A 12649-nucleotide genomic window follows, 5' to 3' on the forward strand; every position below is an offset into this window, starting at 1 on the left:
CCCCCCCCCCCCCCCCCCCCCCCGCCCCCCCGCGCGCCCCCCCCCCCCCCCCCCCGTCGGCCGTCGGCTCAGGCCTCGACGGCCTTCGACTCGCCCTCGATCGTGCGGTGCTCGACCGGGGCGGGGGTGTCGGCGCGGCTCACCTGGATCTTGCGCGAGCGCGCCTTCTCGGCCACCGGGATGCTCACGGTGAGCACGCCGTCGTGGTAGCTGGCCTCGAGCCGGTCGGTGTCGAGGCTCCGGCCGAGGACGAGCTGCCTGGTGTAGCTGCCGTACGGCCGCTCGGCCGCCAGCCACTCGGCGTTCTCCAGCTGCGGGACCGAGCGCTCGGCGGTCACCGTCAGGGTGTTGCCCTCGATCGACAGGTCGATCGAGCCGGGGTCGACGCCGGGCAGGTCGAAGTGGGCGACGAAGTTGTCGCCGACCTTGTAGGCGTCCATCGGCATGCCCGAGAGCGGGCGGGCGGTCCCCATGCGGCCGGTCAGCTGGTCCAGCAGCCGGAAGGCGCTGTTGGTGGCGGCGAACGGGTCGTAGGCGGTCAGCATGGCCATCGCTGTGCAACCTCCTGGGTGTCTCTGGTGTTGTCCGCTGCCCGAGGATCAACCTCTAGTGGCGACTAGAGGTTACCTCGGTCACGCATGGAAGTAAACGTCTGCCGCTCACTTTTGTTCCCGGCCCCCGGCGTGTGAACGGCGGCCGTCCCGGCTACCCGGGGGGCGTGGACGAGCACCCGACCGCACCGACCCGCGATCCCGACGAGAAGCCGGCGCCCGGGGAGCCGGAGGTCACCTCGGAGCTCCGGGGGGACACCGCCGTCGTCACCGTCGTGGGGGAGCTCACCGAGGCGGCCCGCCGGCCGCTGGTGCGCACCTTCACCGACCTGCTGCTGAGCCACGCCCCGCTGCAGCGCGCCGAGCTGCGCCTGGCCGGCACCACCTTCATGAACTCGGCGGGGATGGCGGTGCTGGTCCAGCTGCAGAAGCTCGGCCAGCCGCGCGCGGTCGACGTCGTCCTGGTCGGCCCGCCCGAGGCCGTCGCCCGCCCGTTGCAGCTCGCCGGCCTGTGGCACCGCTTCCCGGTGGAGGAGGACGGCGCCTCCTAGCCTGACCGGGTGCCGCCTTCTCACCCGCACAGCCACGGCCCCGACCCGGACGCGCCGCCGCCGGACGAGCAGACCCTGGCCCGCCGGCGCCGCGCCGTCCGGCTGATGCTGTTCCTGCTCGTCCCGGTGGGGCTGGCCACCGTGCTGGGCCTGGTGCTGCTGTGGCCGAGCGGGGAGCCGGGCCGTGCCGAGCAGGCCGCGGCGGCCGCCGTCCCGGCCGGCACGACCTACCCCGAGGGGACGGTCTCGACCGTCACCCCCTACGACTGCTCGGTGACCGACCAGACCGGCCGCGCGCAGCAGCTCACCTGCGCGACGCTGGTCGTCGAGGTCACCGAGGGCGACGGCGCCGGCGAGTTCGTGCAGATCGACGTGCCCGCGGAGGTCGTGTCCTACGGCATCGAGGAGGGCGACGAGATCGTCCTCGAGCGCGACCCGGGGGCGGCCGAGGGGCCGAGCTACACGTTCTACGACTACGCCCGGACGACGCCGATGGTCGTGCTGGCGATCGCGTTCGCGGTGGTGGTGGGGGCGGTCGCGCGGCTGCGCGGGCTCGCCGCCCTGCTCGGCCTGGGATTCGCGTTCTTCATCCTGCTGTGGTTCATGCTGCCGGCGCTGCTGGAGGGGTCCTCGCCCACGCTGGTCACCCTGACCGGTTCGGCGGCGATCATGTTCGTCGTCCTCTACCTCGCGCACGGGTTCTCCGCGCGGACGACGACGGCGCTGGTCGGCACGCTGTTCGGGCTCGTGCTCGTCGCCGGGCTCGGGGCGCTGGCCGTGGAGGTCAGCCGGCTGACCGGCTACTCCAGCGAGGAGACGATCCAGCTGCAGCAGTACGACCCGACGTTGAGCTTCTCCGGGCTGGTCATCGCCGGGGTCGTCGTCGCAGGGCTGGGCGTGCTCAACGACGTGACGATCACGCAGGCCTCGGCGGTGTGGCAGCTGCACGAGGTCGACCCGGGCATGAGCTGGCGGCGGCTGTTCTCCCGCGGCATGGCGATCGGCCGCGACCACATCGCCTCGACGGTGTACACGATCGTGTTCGCCTACGCCGGCGCCGCGCTGCCCCTGATGCTGCTCTTCAGCATCTCCAGCCGGCCGGCGGGAACCGTGCTGACCGGCGACGCGGTGGCCGAGGAGGTCATCCGCACGCTGGTGGGCGGGATCGGCCTCGTGCTCGCCACCCCGGTGACGACGGCGGTGGGCGCGTTCCTCGCGCGGTTCTCGCAGCCGGGGGAGGCGCGCGGGTTGTCGTCCCTGAGGGCGAGACTGGCGCGGTGAGCGAGCTGGCGAGCGAACCGATGGACGATCTGCTGGTGGCCGCGGAGGCCGCGCCCGGGTTCATGCCCCCCGACGAGGGGCGGGCGCTGTACGAGGCGGCGCGCGAGGTCGCCGTGCCGGGGCCGCTGCTGGAGGTCGGCAGCTGGATGGGCAAGTCGGCGCTCTACCTCGCCGCCGCGGCCCGCGAGACCGGCCGCCAGGTCGTCACCGTCGACCACCACCGCGGCTCCGAGGAGCACCAGCCCGGCTGGGAGTACCACGACCCGTCGCTGGTCGACCCCGCCGTCGGCCGGATCGACACCCTGCCGCGGTTCCGCCGGACCGTCGCCGACGCCGGTGCCGAGGACGTCGTGATCGCCGTCGTCGCCCGCTCCGAGGTGCTGGCGCCGCTGTGGACCACCCCGCTGGCGCTGCTGTTCCTCGACGGCAGCCACACCGAGGAGTCCGCCCGCCGTGACCAGGACGCCTGGGTCGCCAAGCTCGCCGTCGGCGGGACCCTCGCCATCCACGACGTCTTCCCCGACCCGGCCGACGGGGGCCAGGCGCCGTTCGGCGTCTACACCCGGGTGCTGGCGAGCGGGAACTTCACCGAGCTGCCCGGCACGGGCTCGCTGCGGCTGCTGCGCCGTGACCGGTGACGCCCTGGCGGCCGAGCGGGCGGCCGCGCTGGCCCAGATCGCGGCGCTGACCCGGGAGTTCGACGACGTCGTGGCGGCTTCGGCGTCGTCGAACGCCGACGACGAGCACGACCCGGAGGGGGCGACGATCGCCTTCGAGCGGCAGCAGGTCGCGGCGCTGCTGGAGTCGGCGCGGCGCCGGCTGGCCGACGTCGAGGCCGCGCTGGCCCGCCGCGACGCGGGTGGCTACGGGGTCTGCGAGGTCTGCGGCGGGGCCATCGCCCCCGAGCGGCTGGCCGCCCGGCCGGCCGCGCGCACCTGCATCTCCTGCGCCCGCTGAGCGCCCGGCACGGTGAGCAGCGGCAGCAGCGCGTGCACCAGCGGCCCGATCGCCAGGGCGTAGACGACGGTCACCACGCCGAGGGTCCCGCCGAGCGCCCAGCCGGTGAGGACGACGGCCACCTCGATCCCGGTGCGCACCAGCCGCAGGGACCAGCCGGTGCGCGCCACCAGGCCGGTCATCAGCCCGTCGCGCGGACCGGGGCCGAACCGGGCGCCGATGTAGAGCGCGGTCGCGACGGCGTTGAGCAGGATGCCGCCGGCGGCCAGCGCGATCCGGCCGGCGAGCGCGTCGACGTCCGGGACCAGGGCCAGCGCGCCGTCGACCGCGAGCCCGATGACGACGACGTTGCTGACCGTGCCGAGCCCCGGGCGCTGGCGCAGCGGGATCCAGCAGAGCAGCACCAGGGCGCCGATGACCACGGTGACGGTGCCCAGCGACCACCCGAGCCGCTCGGACAGGCCCTGGTGCAGCACGTCCCACGGCATGTTGCCCAGCGCGGAGCGGATCATCAGCGCCATCGAGACGCCGTAGAGGGCCAGGCCGAGGTACAGCTGGACCAGCCGGCGGGGGAGATGGGCGGGGACTCGCGTCACCGGTCCATCGTGCGCCAGGATTGGCCTGTTCCCCACATGCCAATCGGGAGGAAGTGGCGTGGTCGCCGTCTCCGCCGTCCGCCTGGCGCAGCTGCTGGGCGACCTGGCCGCCGTCCGCCCGCCGCGGTACGCCGCGCTCGCCGACCGGGTGCGGCTGCTGATCGCCGACGGCCGGGTGCCGCTGGGCGCCCGGCTGCCGGCCGAGCGGGAGCTGGCCGGGGCGCTCGGGCTGAGCCGGGCCACGGTGACCGCGGCCTACGCGCGGCTGCGCGAGGACGGCTGGGCCGACGCGCGGCAGGGGGCCGGCACGTTCGCGGTGCTGCCGGCCGGTCCCGCCCGCGGCGCCTGGATGCCGGCGCCGCCCGGGGACGGCGCGATCGACCTGGCCCACGCCGCGCCCGCCGCCCCGCCCGAGGTGCCCGCGGCCTTCGCCGCCGCGCTGGCCGAGCTCCCGCGCCACCTGCCCGGTCACGGCTACCACCCGGCCGGGCTGCCGGAGCTGCGGGCCCGCATCGCCGACCGGTACACCGCCCGGGGCCTGCCCACCGCGCCGGAGCAGGTGCTGGTGACCGGCGGGGCGATGGCCGGGGTCTCGCTGGCCCTGTCCCTGCTGCTCGGGCCGGGCCGTCCGCTGCTGGTCGAGCAGCCCACCTACCCGACCGCGCTCGACGCCGCCCGCGGCCTCGGCGCCCGCCTGCTGCCCACCGCGCTCGACCCCGAGGCGCCGGACGAGTGGCCGGCCACCGCCGCGCGGGCGCTGCGCACCGTCCGCCCGACGGCCGCCTATCTCGTGCCCGACTTCGCCAACCCCACCGGCCGGCTGCTCGGCGCCGCCGACCGCGAGCGGCTGGCCCGGGAGCTGCGCCGGGCGGGCACCGTCGCCGTCGTCGACGAGGCGTTCGTCGAGCTCGGCCTGGACGCCGAGCCGCCGGCGCCGTTCGGCGCGTTCGCCCCGGGCACCATCTCCGTCGGGACGCTGTCGAAGCTGTTCTGGGGCGGCCTGCGGGTCGGCTGGGTCCGCGGCGACGCCGACCTGGTCCGCCGGCTGACCGTGGCGCTGGCCCGGACCACGATGGCCGGCGCGGTCGTCGAGCAGCTCGCCGCGTGCGTGCTGCTCGACGGCGCCGACGCCGCCCGCGAGGGCGTGCGCGCGCGGCTGCGGGAGCGGCGCGCCGCGCTGCTGGACGCGCTGGCCGAGCGGCTGCCCGGGTGGCGGGTGCCGGTGCCGCCCGGCGGGCTGTTCCTGTGGTGCGCCCTGCCGGAGCCGCGGTCGAGCGGCCTCGTGCTCGAGGCCGAGCGCCTCGGGGTGCGGCTGGCCCCCGGGCCGCTGTTCGGCACCGGCCACGCGCTGGAGGACCGGCTGCGGCTGCCGTTCACCCAGCCGCCGGAGGTGCTGCGCCGGGCGGTCGACGTCCTGGCGCGGGCCGACGCCCGGGCGACCGGGCGGCCGGGGCCGGCACCGGCCGGGGAGCCGGACGTGCTCGCCGTCAGCTGACGTACCGGCGGGCCGTCGACCGCTGCTGGGCCGCCTCCAGGGCGGTGAACCGGGCCTCGGCGTGCGGCGGCAGCACCCGGCGCTCGCGCAGCACCCAGGGCAGGCCACGGGCGGCGTCGAGCACGCCGTGCGCGCTCACCCGGTCGCGGGGCAGCGTGCGCAGCAGGTGGCCCGTGCGGCGCAGGGCCGGGCGCAGGGGGCGGCGCAGCCACGTGGTCCAGAGGGTGTTGCGGATGCCGTCGCGGCGGCGCACGTGCGGATCGCGGGCCGTGCTGGCCTGGTGGTGGACGGTCAGCGCCGGCAGGTAGCACAGCTCCCACCCGGCGGCGGCCAGGTCGCCGGCCATCAGCTCCTCCTCGCCGCCCAGCCACAGCCGCTCGGAGAAGCCGCCCACCCCGGTGAACGCCTCGCGCCGGACCACCGACGCGCCGGCCAGGAACGACCCGAGCGCCGGCCCGGGCAGCCACGAGGCGCCGCGGACGGGGGAGTCGCGGAGCTCGGCGACGATCGGGTCCTCGCGCCCGCCCGGCTCCACGAGGATCCGGGCGGTCACCACGGCCAGCTCCGGGTGCCGGTCCAGGACGTCGGCGGCGGCCCGCAGCGAGCCCGGATCCCACCAGGTGTCGTCGTCGCAGAAGGCCACGTACGGCGTGGCGAGCCGGGCGACGCCCACGTTGCGGCCGACCGCCCCCAGGTTGCTCGGGCTGACGACCAGCTCGACCTCGGGGAACCCCCGGCGCACGGCGTCCGACGTCCCGTCGGTGGAGCCGTTGTCGACGACGACCACGTGCGGGCGCTCGGGGAGGTCGCGCAGCAGCGCCAGGGTGCGCAGCAGCTCGTCGCGGCGCTGGTGGGTGATGACGACGACGGCGATCCGCGGGTCGGTCATGCCGCGGCGAGCCGCCGGACGTCGGCCCACACGGCCGGGGGGACCGGCTTCCTGCGGCGCAGCGCGGCGGGCAGGTCGGGGAGGGCACGGGCCAGGCCGCGCAGGCCCGGCCCGCCGGCCCGGACGGCGCGGAGCAGCAGCCCGGGCAGCTCCCGGGCGGGGTGCCGCATCAGCGCGGTGAGCAGCTTGCTGCGCCAGATCGCCGCCTGCCGCCGCGCCGGGGCGTCCCGGCGCGGCGAGGGGTGGTGGTGGACGGTCACGTCGTCCACGTAGGCCATCTCCCAGCCGGCGGCGGCCAGGTCGAGCGCGACCCGCTCCTCCTCGCCGGGGAAGCGGACGACGGGGTCGAAGCCGCCGACCGCCTCGAACGCCTCGGTCCGCACCACCGCGCCGCAGGCCACGAAGCCGAGCAGGGCGGGGCCGGGGAGGTCGTCGGGCGTGCCCAGCGCGCTGGCCGCCATCTCCGCGCAGACCGGGTCGAGCCGCTCCTCGGGGCCGACGAGGATGCGGGCGTTGAGCAGCGCCAGCCGCGGGTGGGCGCGCAGCGTCTCGACCGCCCGGGCGAGGTCCCCCGGGGCCCACCACGAGTCGTCGTCGGCGAACGCGACGAACTCCGCGCCGGCGTGGGCGACCCCGAGCGTGCGGCCGTGGGCGCCCTCGTTGCGCTCCAGCGGCAGCACGGCGACCTGCGGGTGGGCCGCCCGCACCGCCTCGACGGTGCCGTCGGTCGAGCCGTTGTCGACGAGGACCACCGGCGCCTCGTGCCGCGGCAACGTGGCCAGCAGGTCCTCCCGGCGGTTGCGGCTGGCGACGACGACGGCGACCTCGGTGCGGGAACTCACGGGAGGACTCTGCCCGCCCTCCCCGGCAGCCAATCGGCCGATCGCGGGGCGTCCGCGGCGCCGGGCGCGGGCAGCGCGCCGGGATCGGTGAACAGCCGCGACCCGCCGCCGGCCCCGGTGAGGGCGTCGGCGGCCAGGACGACGGCCGCGGCGGTCCACGTCGTCCGCTCGACCGGCCAGCGGGCGTCGTCGGGGTAGACGTAGCCGGTCCAGTAGGAGCCGTCGTCGGCACGCAGGTGCTGCATGGCGGCGAGCTGCTCGACCGCGGCGTCGCGCTGCCCGGCGGCGGCCAGCGCCAGGGCGAGCTCGCAGGTCTCGGCGCCGGTGACCCAGGGGCGGTCGGCCACGCACCGGGCCCCGAGCCCGGGGACGACGAAGCGGTCCCAGTCGGCGGCCAGCCGGTCGCGGGCGTCGTCGCCGGTCACCGCGCCGCCGAGGACCGGGTAGTACCAGTCCATCGAGTAGCGCGACCGGTCGGCGAAGGCCTCGGGCCGCTCCCGCAGCGCGGTGCCGAGCTCGGTGACCGCCAGCTCCCAGTCGGGCTGGGCCTCGCCGTGCAGCCCGGCGAGCGCGATGCCGCACCGCAGGGCCTGGTACAGGCTGGCGTTGCCGGTGAGCAGGGCGACGTCGTCGGGGCTGCCGTCGGGGCGCAGCGCCCAGCCGACGGCGCCGCCCGGCAGCTGCATGCGGGTGACCAGGTCCAGCCCGCGGCGGACCGCCGGCCACAGCTCCGCGACCAGCCCTTCGTCCCCGCTCACCAGCCAGCTGTGCCAGAGGCCGACGGCGAGGTAGCCGGCGTGGTTGCTCTCCGCGGCGGGGGCGGTCTCCACGCCGCCGCGGTACTCGGCGGCCCAGGAGCCGTCGGGGCGCTGCCGGGCACCCAGCCACCGGTAGGCCGCGCGGGCGCGGGCGTGCTCGCCGCCGACGTCGAGCGCCATGGCCGCCTCGACGGAGTCCCACGGGTCGAGCTGGCCGCCGCGGAACCAGGGGAGGGCGCCGTCGCGGTCCTGCTCGGCGGCGATGGCGGCCACGGTGGCGCGGACCTGGTCGGCGCCGAGCACCCCCGGCAGGTCGGGCAGGCCGCCGGGGTCAGCGCGCCGCAGCGGTCCGCTCCGCGTCCGTGCTGCCCGCGGCGGCCACCGGCCGCTCGCGCGCCGGCTTGTCCGCGTAGAGGACGAAGCTCTTGCCGATCAGCGGGTCGAGCACCTTCTCGGCGGTGCGGGTGAGCCACGGCCGGCGCACCAGGTCCCAGACGAGCAGCCGGTGGTAGGCGCGGACGGCGGCGGTGTCGTTGTCGACGCCGACCGCGCACTTGAGCCACCAGAACGGGGCGTGCAGCCCGTGCGCGTGGTGGCTGCCCCCGGGGGTCAGCCCGGCCGCCAGCAGCCGGGTGCGCAGCACGTCGCCGCGGTAGATGCGCACGTGGCCGCCCTCGTTGGCGTGGTAGGCGTCGGACAGCGCCCAGCAGACGCGCTCGGGGCCGTAGCGGGGGACGGTGACCGCGACCCGCCCGCCGGGGACGAGCACGCGGGCGATCTCGGCGAAGGCGGCGGCGTCGTCGGGGACGTGCTCGAGGACCTCCGAGGCGATCACCCGGTCCACGCTCGCGTCGGGGAAGGGGAGGGTGGTGAGGTCGCCGCGGACCACCTCGGCGCGGGCGCCCGCCGGCGCCTCGCCGGCCTCGGCGATCGCACCCAGCCAGCGCTTGGTGGTCTCGACCTCGTGCTGCCCCCAGTCGACGGCCACGACGTGGGCGCCGCGGCGGTAGGCCTCGAAGGCGTGCCGGCCCTCGCCGCACCCGAGGTCGAGCACCCGCATGCCCGGCCGCAGGTCGAGCCGGTCGTAGTCGATCGTCAGCACGTGCTTCCCCTCGCGCGCAGCACCTCGGCGTACCAGTCGGCGGTGCGCTGCGCGGTGGCCCGCCAGGTGAACGACTCCAGGACCCGCCGGCGGCCGGCGCGGCCGAGTTGCTCGCCGAGGGAGGGGGAGTCGAGCACCAGCGCGAGGGCGGAGGTGAGCTCCCCGACGTCGCCGGCCCCCACCCGCAGGCCCGCCTCGCTGCCGACGACCTCGGGCAGCGCCCCGGCGTCGGTGGTGACCAGCGGGGTGGCGCAGGCCATGGCCTCGATCGCCGGGAGCGAGAACCCCTCGTACAGCGACGGGATCGCCACCACCGAGGCCGACTGCAGGAGCTCGACCAGCTCGGGCTCGGGGAGGAAGCCGGTGAACCGCACGGCGTCGTGCAGGGCCAGCCGGTCCAGCGCGGCCGCCGCCGGGCCGCCCGGGCGGGCGGTGCCGACGACGGTGAGCCGCACGGTTCGCTCGGTGCGCAGCTTCGCGACCGCCTCCAGCAGGTGCACCAGCCCTTTCAGCGGGACGTCGGCGCTGGTGATCACGACGATCGAGCCGGGGTCGCGCGGCCGGTCGGCCGGCGGCGGGGTGAACACGTCGGGGTCGATGCCGACCGGGATCACCTCGATGCCGGCGCCGGGAACGCCCATGTGCGCCTCGATGTCGCGGCGGGAGTTCTCCGACACCGTGGTCAGCCCGTCGAGCCGCTGCGCGACGCGGGCCTGCATGCGGGTGAAGGCGTACCAGCGGTGCAGGGTGAGCCGGCGGCGCAGCGTCGGGGCGGCGGCCAGCTCGAGGGCGCGGTCGATCGCGATCGGGTGGTGGACGGTGGCGACCGTCGGCAGGCCGGCCCCGGGCAGCCTCAGCAGCCCGTAGCCGAGCGACTGGTTGTCGTGGACGACGTCGAACTCGGCCCGGCGGCGCAGCAGCAGGCGGGCCGTGCGCAGGCTGAAGGTCAGCGGCTCCGGGAAGCCGGCGGTGCACATCGTGGCCCACTCGGCGACGTCGACCCAGTCGCGGAACTCCGACGGCCGGGGCGTGCGGAACGGGTCGGGCTCGCGGTAGAGGTCCAGGCTCGGCACCGGCGTGAGCGGGACGCCGTCGGCGAGCTCCGGGTAGGGCTGGCCGCTGAACACCTCCACCCGGTGGCCCAGCTCGACCAGCTCGCGGGAGAGCGCGCGCACGTAGACGCCCTGGCCCCCGCTGTGCGGCTTGCTCCGGTAGGACAGCAGTGCGATGCGCAACGACCGTCCCATGGGCGGGACTCTAACCAGCCGTTGTCACCCGCCGGTCAACCCGACCTGACAGGCTGTGCCCGTGCTCCGCCACGTCGTGCTCTTCACCTGGTCCGACGCCGCCGACGCCGAGCGCAGGGCGGCCACCCTCGCCGCCCTGCGCCGGCTGCCCGAGGACGTCGGCGGGATGACCGCGTTCGCCGTCGGCGACGACGCCGGCCTGCGCGAGGGCAACGCCGACACCGCGCTCGTCGCCGACTTCCCCGACGTCGAGGCCTACCGGCGCTACGCCTCCGACCCGGTGCACCTCGCGGTGATCGAGGAGCACGTCAAGCCGTGGGTAGCCACCCGCAGCGCGGTCCAGTACGAGCTCTGAGCCCACCCGCACGCACCTGGCAAGGTGCTGTGAATCCTGCCGAGGTGCTGTGCGCCGGCCGGAGACCGTCCTACCGTCGTCCCATGCCGCGCCGCGCGCTGCCGAACCGTCGCTCCGCTGTCGTCCTGGGGGCCTGCCTGCTCGCGGGCCTGGCGCTGACCGGCTGCGGCGGCGCCACGCCGACCCGGACGGTGCCGGCCGCCGCGACCGAGTCCGCCACACCGACCGGGTCGGCCGCGCCGACCGACGAACCCTCCGCCGACGACTCCCCCCTGGCCGACGGCCTGCTGCCCGACACCGCGTTCGGCGAAGGCGCCGAGGTGCACCGGTTCCCGCTCGACGGCCTCCCGTTCGGCGACGGCGACCGCGGTGGGCCTCCCTGGCACGACCGCGACGCCGACGCCGACGCCGATGCCCCGGTCGCGCCGGGCGAGTGCGGCACCGCGCTCGAGCAGGCGGCGTCCCTCGTGTCCGGCGTGCAGGACGCGGTCGGCCAGGTGGCCCGGGCCGACGGCGTGCGCACGTTCGAGGTGCTGGCCACCGCGGACCCCTCCGTGGACGTGCTGGCCGAGGTGCAGACGGTCGTGGACGCGTGCCGGTCGGTCACCTTCGACCGCGGGGAGGGCGACGACGGGTACGGGCCGTCGAGCGTGAGCATCGAGGAGCTGGACGTGCCGGACGGCATGGCGGCCTTCCGGGTCACGATCTCGGGCGAGCGGCCGGACGGCACGTGGGACGCCACGAAGCTGGTGGGGGTCGCCCAGGACGGCGACCGCGTGCTCGGGCTCGCCCAGATGTCGTGGGACGAGGAGCTGGACCCCGCATCCTTCACCGCCCTCCTGCAGGAGGCCTACGACACGCAGTCGGAGGCGCTCGACTGAGGCGCACGGTAGGGCGGCCGTCCGCCTGACCGCCGTCCGCCGTCCACAGCCGGCGGCGCTGTCCACAGATCCGCTCGAACGCCCTCGGAGCGGGCTGCGGACGGGCACGGTCCCTCGGCATGGACGAGCACGAGTACGAGGTCCGCCTCACCGACCCGGGCGAGCTCGCTGCCGGGCTCCCGCACCTGCTGGGTTTCCGGCCGGCGGAGTCGGTGGTGGTCGTCGGGCTGGGCGGGGAGTCCGGCGGCCGGGTGGGGATGACGGTGCGGATGGACATCCCGCCCCCGCAGCACGCCGTCCCGCTGGCCGGCGCCGTCGCCCGCGGGATCGCCACCGACGCGCCCGAGGCGGTGCTGATCGCCCTCGTGTCCGAGGCGCCGGACGAGCCCGACCTGCCGCACCGCCCCCTGGTGCACGAGCTGGTCCTCACCCTCGCCGCCGCGGGCATCCCGGTGCGCGAGGTCCTGCTGATCCGCGACGGGCGGTGGTGGTCCTACGACTGCCCCGATCCCTGCTGCGCGCCCGGCGCCGGCACGCCGCTGCCCGCGGGGGTCAGCCCGCTCGCGGCCGCCTCCGTGGTGACCGGTCAGGTGGTGGCGCAGAGCCGCGGGGAGCTGGCCACCCGGCTGCGCTCCCTCGACCGCCTCGACGTCGAGGCGGTGCGGGCCGCGTACCTGGCGATGACCCCGGCCGACCGGACACGCGCCCGCGAGGACGGCTGGGCCACCGTCGAGCGGGCGCTGAGCGCCCGCCGGGACGGCGCCGCGCCGGCGCTCCTGCCGCCCGGCGAGCTGGCGGAGGTCCTGTGCGCCCTCCAGCACCGGGCGGTCCGCGACCGGGCGCTCGGGCTGGCGCTCGGCGCGGACGCCGCCGCGGCCGAGTCGCTGTGGACCGAGTGCACCCGCCGCGCACCGTTCCCGCTCGCGGCGCCGCCGGCGACGCTGGCCGCGGTCAGCGCCTGGCTGCGCGGCGACGGCGCGATGGCCGGGATCGCGCTGGAGCACGCCCTGGACCACGACGAGGACTACGACCTGGCGCGGCTCCTCCGCTCCGGCCTGGCCGCCTGCGTCCGGCCCGAGGAGCTGCGCGCCCTGATCGTCGCCACCCGGGCCGACGTCGACGACCTCCGCCGTGCCGGCTGAGC

General features: G+C 76.9%; 15 protein-coding genes. 8 read left to right on the forward strand and 7 right to left on the reverse strand.

Annotation, left to right across the window (positions count from 1 at the left end):
* Positions 1 to 68: 68 nt before the first annotated feature.
* Complete coding sequence (locus tag ACI797_RS05810) at positions 69 to 551, reverse strand: Hsp20/alpha crystallin family protein (RefSeq protein WP_456857570.1); 483 nt, start codon at positions 549 to 551, stop codon at positions 69 to 71.
* A gap of 167 nt (positions 552 to 718) precedes the next feature.
* Between ACI797_RS05810 and ACI797_RS05815 the strand changes: the two genes are divergently transcribed.
* The 4 genes from ACI797_RS05815 to ACI797_RS05830 are packed head-to-tail and all read left to right on the forward strand — an operon-like array spanning position 719 to position 3340.
* Entirely contained in the window at positions 719 to 1102 is a 384-nt protein-coding gene (locus ACI797_RS05815) for an STAS domain-containing protein (RefSeq protein ID WP_456857571.1), read from the forward strand.
* A 9-nt stretch (positions 1103 to 1111) separates the two neighbouring features.
* Entirely contained in the window at positions 1112 to 2383 is a 1272-nt protein-coding gene (locus tag ACI797_RS05820; RefSeq protein WP_456857572.1) for a YibE/F family protein, read from the forward strand.
* Entirely contained in the window at positions 2380 to 3021 is a 642-nt protein-coding gene (locus tag ACI797_RS05825) for a class I SAM-dependent methyltransferase (protein WP_456857573.1), read from the forward strand. The genes ACI797_RS05820 and ACI797_RS05825 overlap by 4 nt, the downstream gene beginning before the upstream one ends.
* Positions 3011 to 3340: a TraR/DksA family transcriptional regulator gene (locus ACI797_RS05830; protein ID WP_456857574.1), complete on the forward strand. Its 330-nt coding sequence runs from the start codon at positions 3011 to 3013 to the stop codon at positions 3338 to 3340. Before ACI797_RS05825 ends, ACI797_RS05830 begins: the two co-directional genes overlap by 11 nt.
* Here ACI797_RS05830 and yczE read toward each other — a convergent pair.
* The gene (yczE, locus tag ACI797_RS05835) at positions 3247 to 3936 is read right to left on the reverse strand and encodes a membrane protein YczE (protein ID WP_456857575.1); all 690 of its coding nucleotides are present in this window, start codon (positions 3934 to 3936) and stop codon (positions 3247 to 3249) included. The genes ACI797_RS05830 and yczE overlap by 94 nt on opposite strands.
* Before the next feature lie 58 nt (positions 3937 to 3994).
* Here yczE and yczR point away from each other — a divergent pair, with 58 nt between their 5' ends.
* The gene (gene yczR, locus ACI797_RS05840; protein ID WP_456857576.1) at positions 3995 to 5431 is read left to right on the forward strand and encodes a MocR-like transcription factor YczR; all 1437 of its coding nucleotides are present in this window, start codon (positions 3995 to 3997) and stop codon (positions 5429 to 5431) included.
* On the opposite strand, the gene ACI797_RS05845 is transcribed toward yczR, so the two are convergent.
* The 5 genes from ACI797_RS05845 to ACI797_RS05865 are packed head-to-tail and all read right to left on the reverse strand — an operon-like array spanning position 5424 to position 10269.
* Positions 5424 to 6320: a glycosyltransferase family 2 protein gene (locus tag ACI797_RS05845; protein WP_456857578.1), complete on the reverse strand. Its 897-nt coding sequence runs from the start codon at positions 6318 to 6320 to the stop codon at positions 5424 to 5426. The genes yczR and ACI797_RS05845 overlap by 8 nt on opposite strands.
* Positions 6317 to 7162, reverse strand: a complete 846-nt coding sequence (locus ACI797_RS05850; protein ID WP_456857579.1) for a glycosyltransferase family 2 protein — start codon at positions 7160 to 7162, stop codon at positions 6317 to 6319. The genes ACI797_RS05845 and ACI797_RS05850 overlap by 4 nt, the downstream gene beginning before the upstream one ends.
* Positions 7159 to 8223 carry a prenyltransferase gene (locus ACI797_RS05855; RefSeq protein ID WP_456857581.1) on the reverse strand — a complete coding sequence of 355 codons (1065 nt, stop codon included), beginning with the start codon at positions 8221 to 8223 and terminating at the stop codon, positions 7159 to 7161. The genes ACI797_RS05850 and ACI797_RS05855 overlap by 4 nt, the downstream gene beginning before the upstream one ends.
* Before the next feature lie 28 nt (positions 8224 to 8251).
* Positions 8252 to 9022 (reverse strand): class I SAM-dependent methyltransferase, encoded by a 771-nt coding sequence (locus ACI797_RS05860; RefSeq protein WP_456857582.1) that lies wholly within the window; start codon positions 9020 to 9022, stop codon positions 8252 to 8254.
* Positions 9016 to 10269 (reverse strand): glycosyltransferase family 4 protein, encoded by a 1254-nt coding sequence (locus ACI797_RS05865; protein ID WP_456857583.1) that lies wholly within the window; start codon positions 10267 to 10269, stop codon positions 9016 to 9018. The genes ACI797_RS05860 and ACI797_RS05865 overlap by 7 nt, the downstream gene beginning before the upstream one ends.
* Positions 10270 to 10330: 61 nt before the next feature.
* Between ACI797_RS05865 and ACI797_RS05870 the strand changes: the two genes are divergently transcribed.
* The 3 genes from ACI797_RS05870 (at position 10331) to ACI797_RS05880 (ending at position 12647) form a co-directional block, all read left to right on the forward strand.
* Positions 10331 to 10624 carry a Dabb family protein gene (locus tag ACI797_RS05870; RefSeq protein ID WP_456857585.1) on the forward strand — a complete coding sequence of 98 codons (294 nt, stop codon included), beginning with the start codon at positions 10331 to 10333 and terminating at the stop codon, positions 10622 to 10624.
* A gap of 83 nt (positions 10625 to 10707) precedes the next feature.
* The gene (locus ACI797_RS05875; RefSeq protein ID WP_456857586.1) at positions 10708 to 11505 is read left to right on the forward strand and encodes a hypothetical protein; all 798 of its coding nucleotides are present in this window, start codon (positions 10708 to 10710) and stop codon (positions 11503 to 11505) included.
* Positions 11506 to 11624: 119 nt separating this feature from the next.
* Entirely contained in the window at positions 11625 to 12647 is a 1023-nt protein-coding gene (locus tag ACI797_RS05880; RefSeq protein WP_456857587.1) for a DUF4192 domain-containing protein, read from the forward strand.
* Positions 12648 to 12649: the final 2 nt, after the last annotated feature.

This window comes from Geodermatophilus sp. SYSU D00691, from assembly GCF_054050275.1.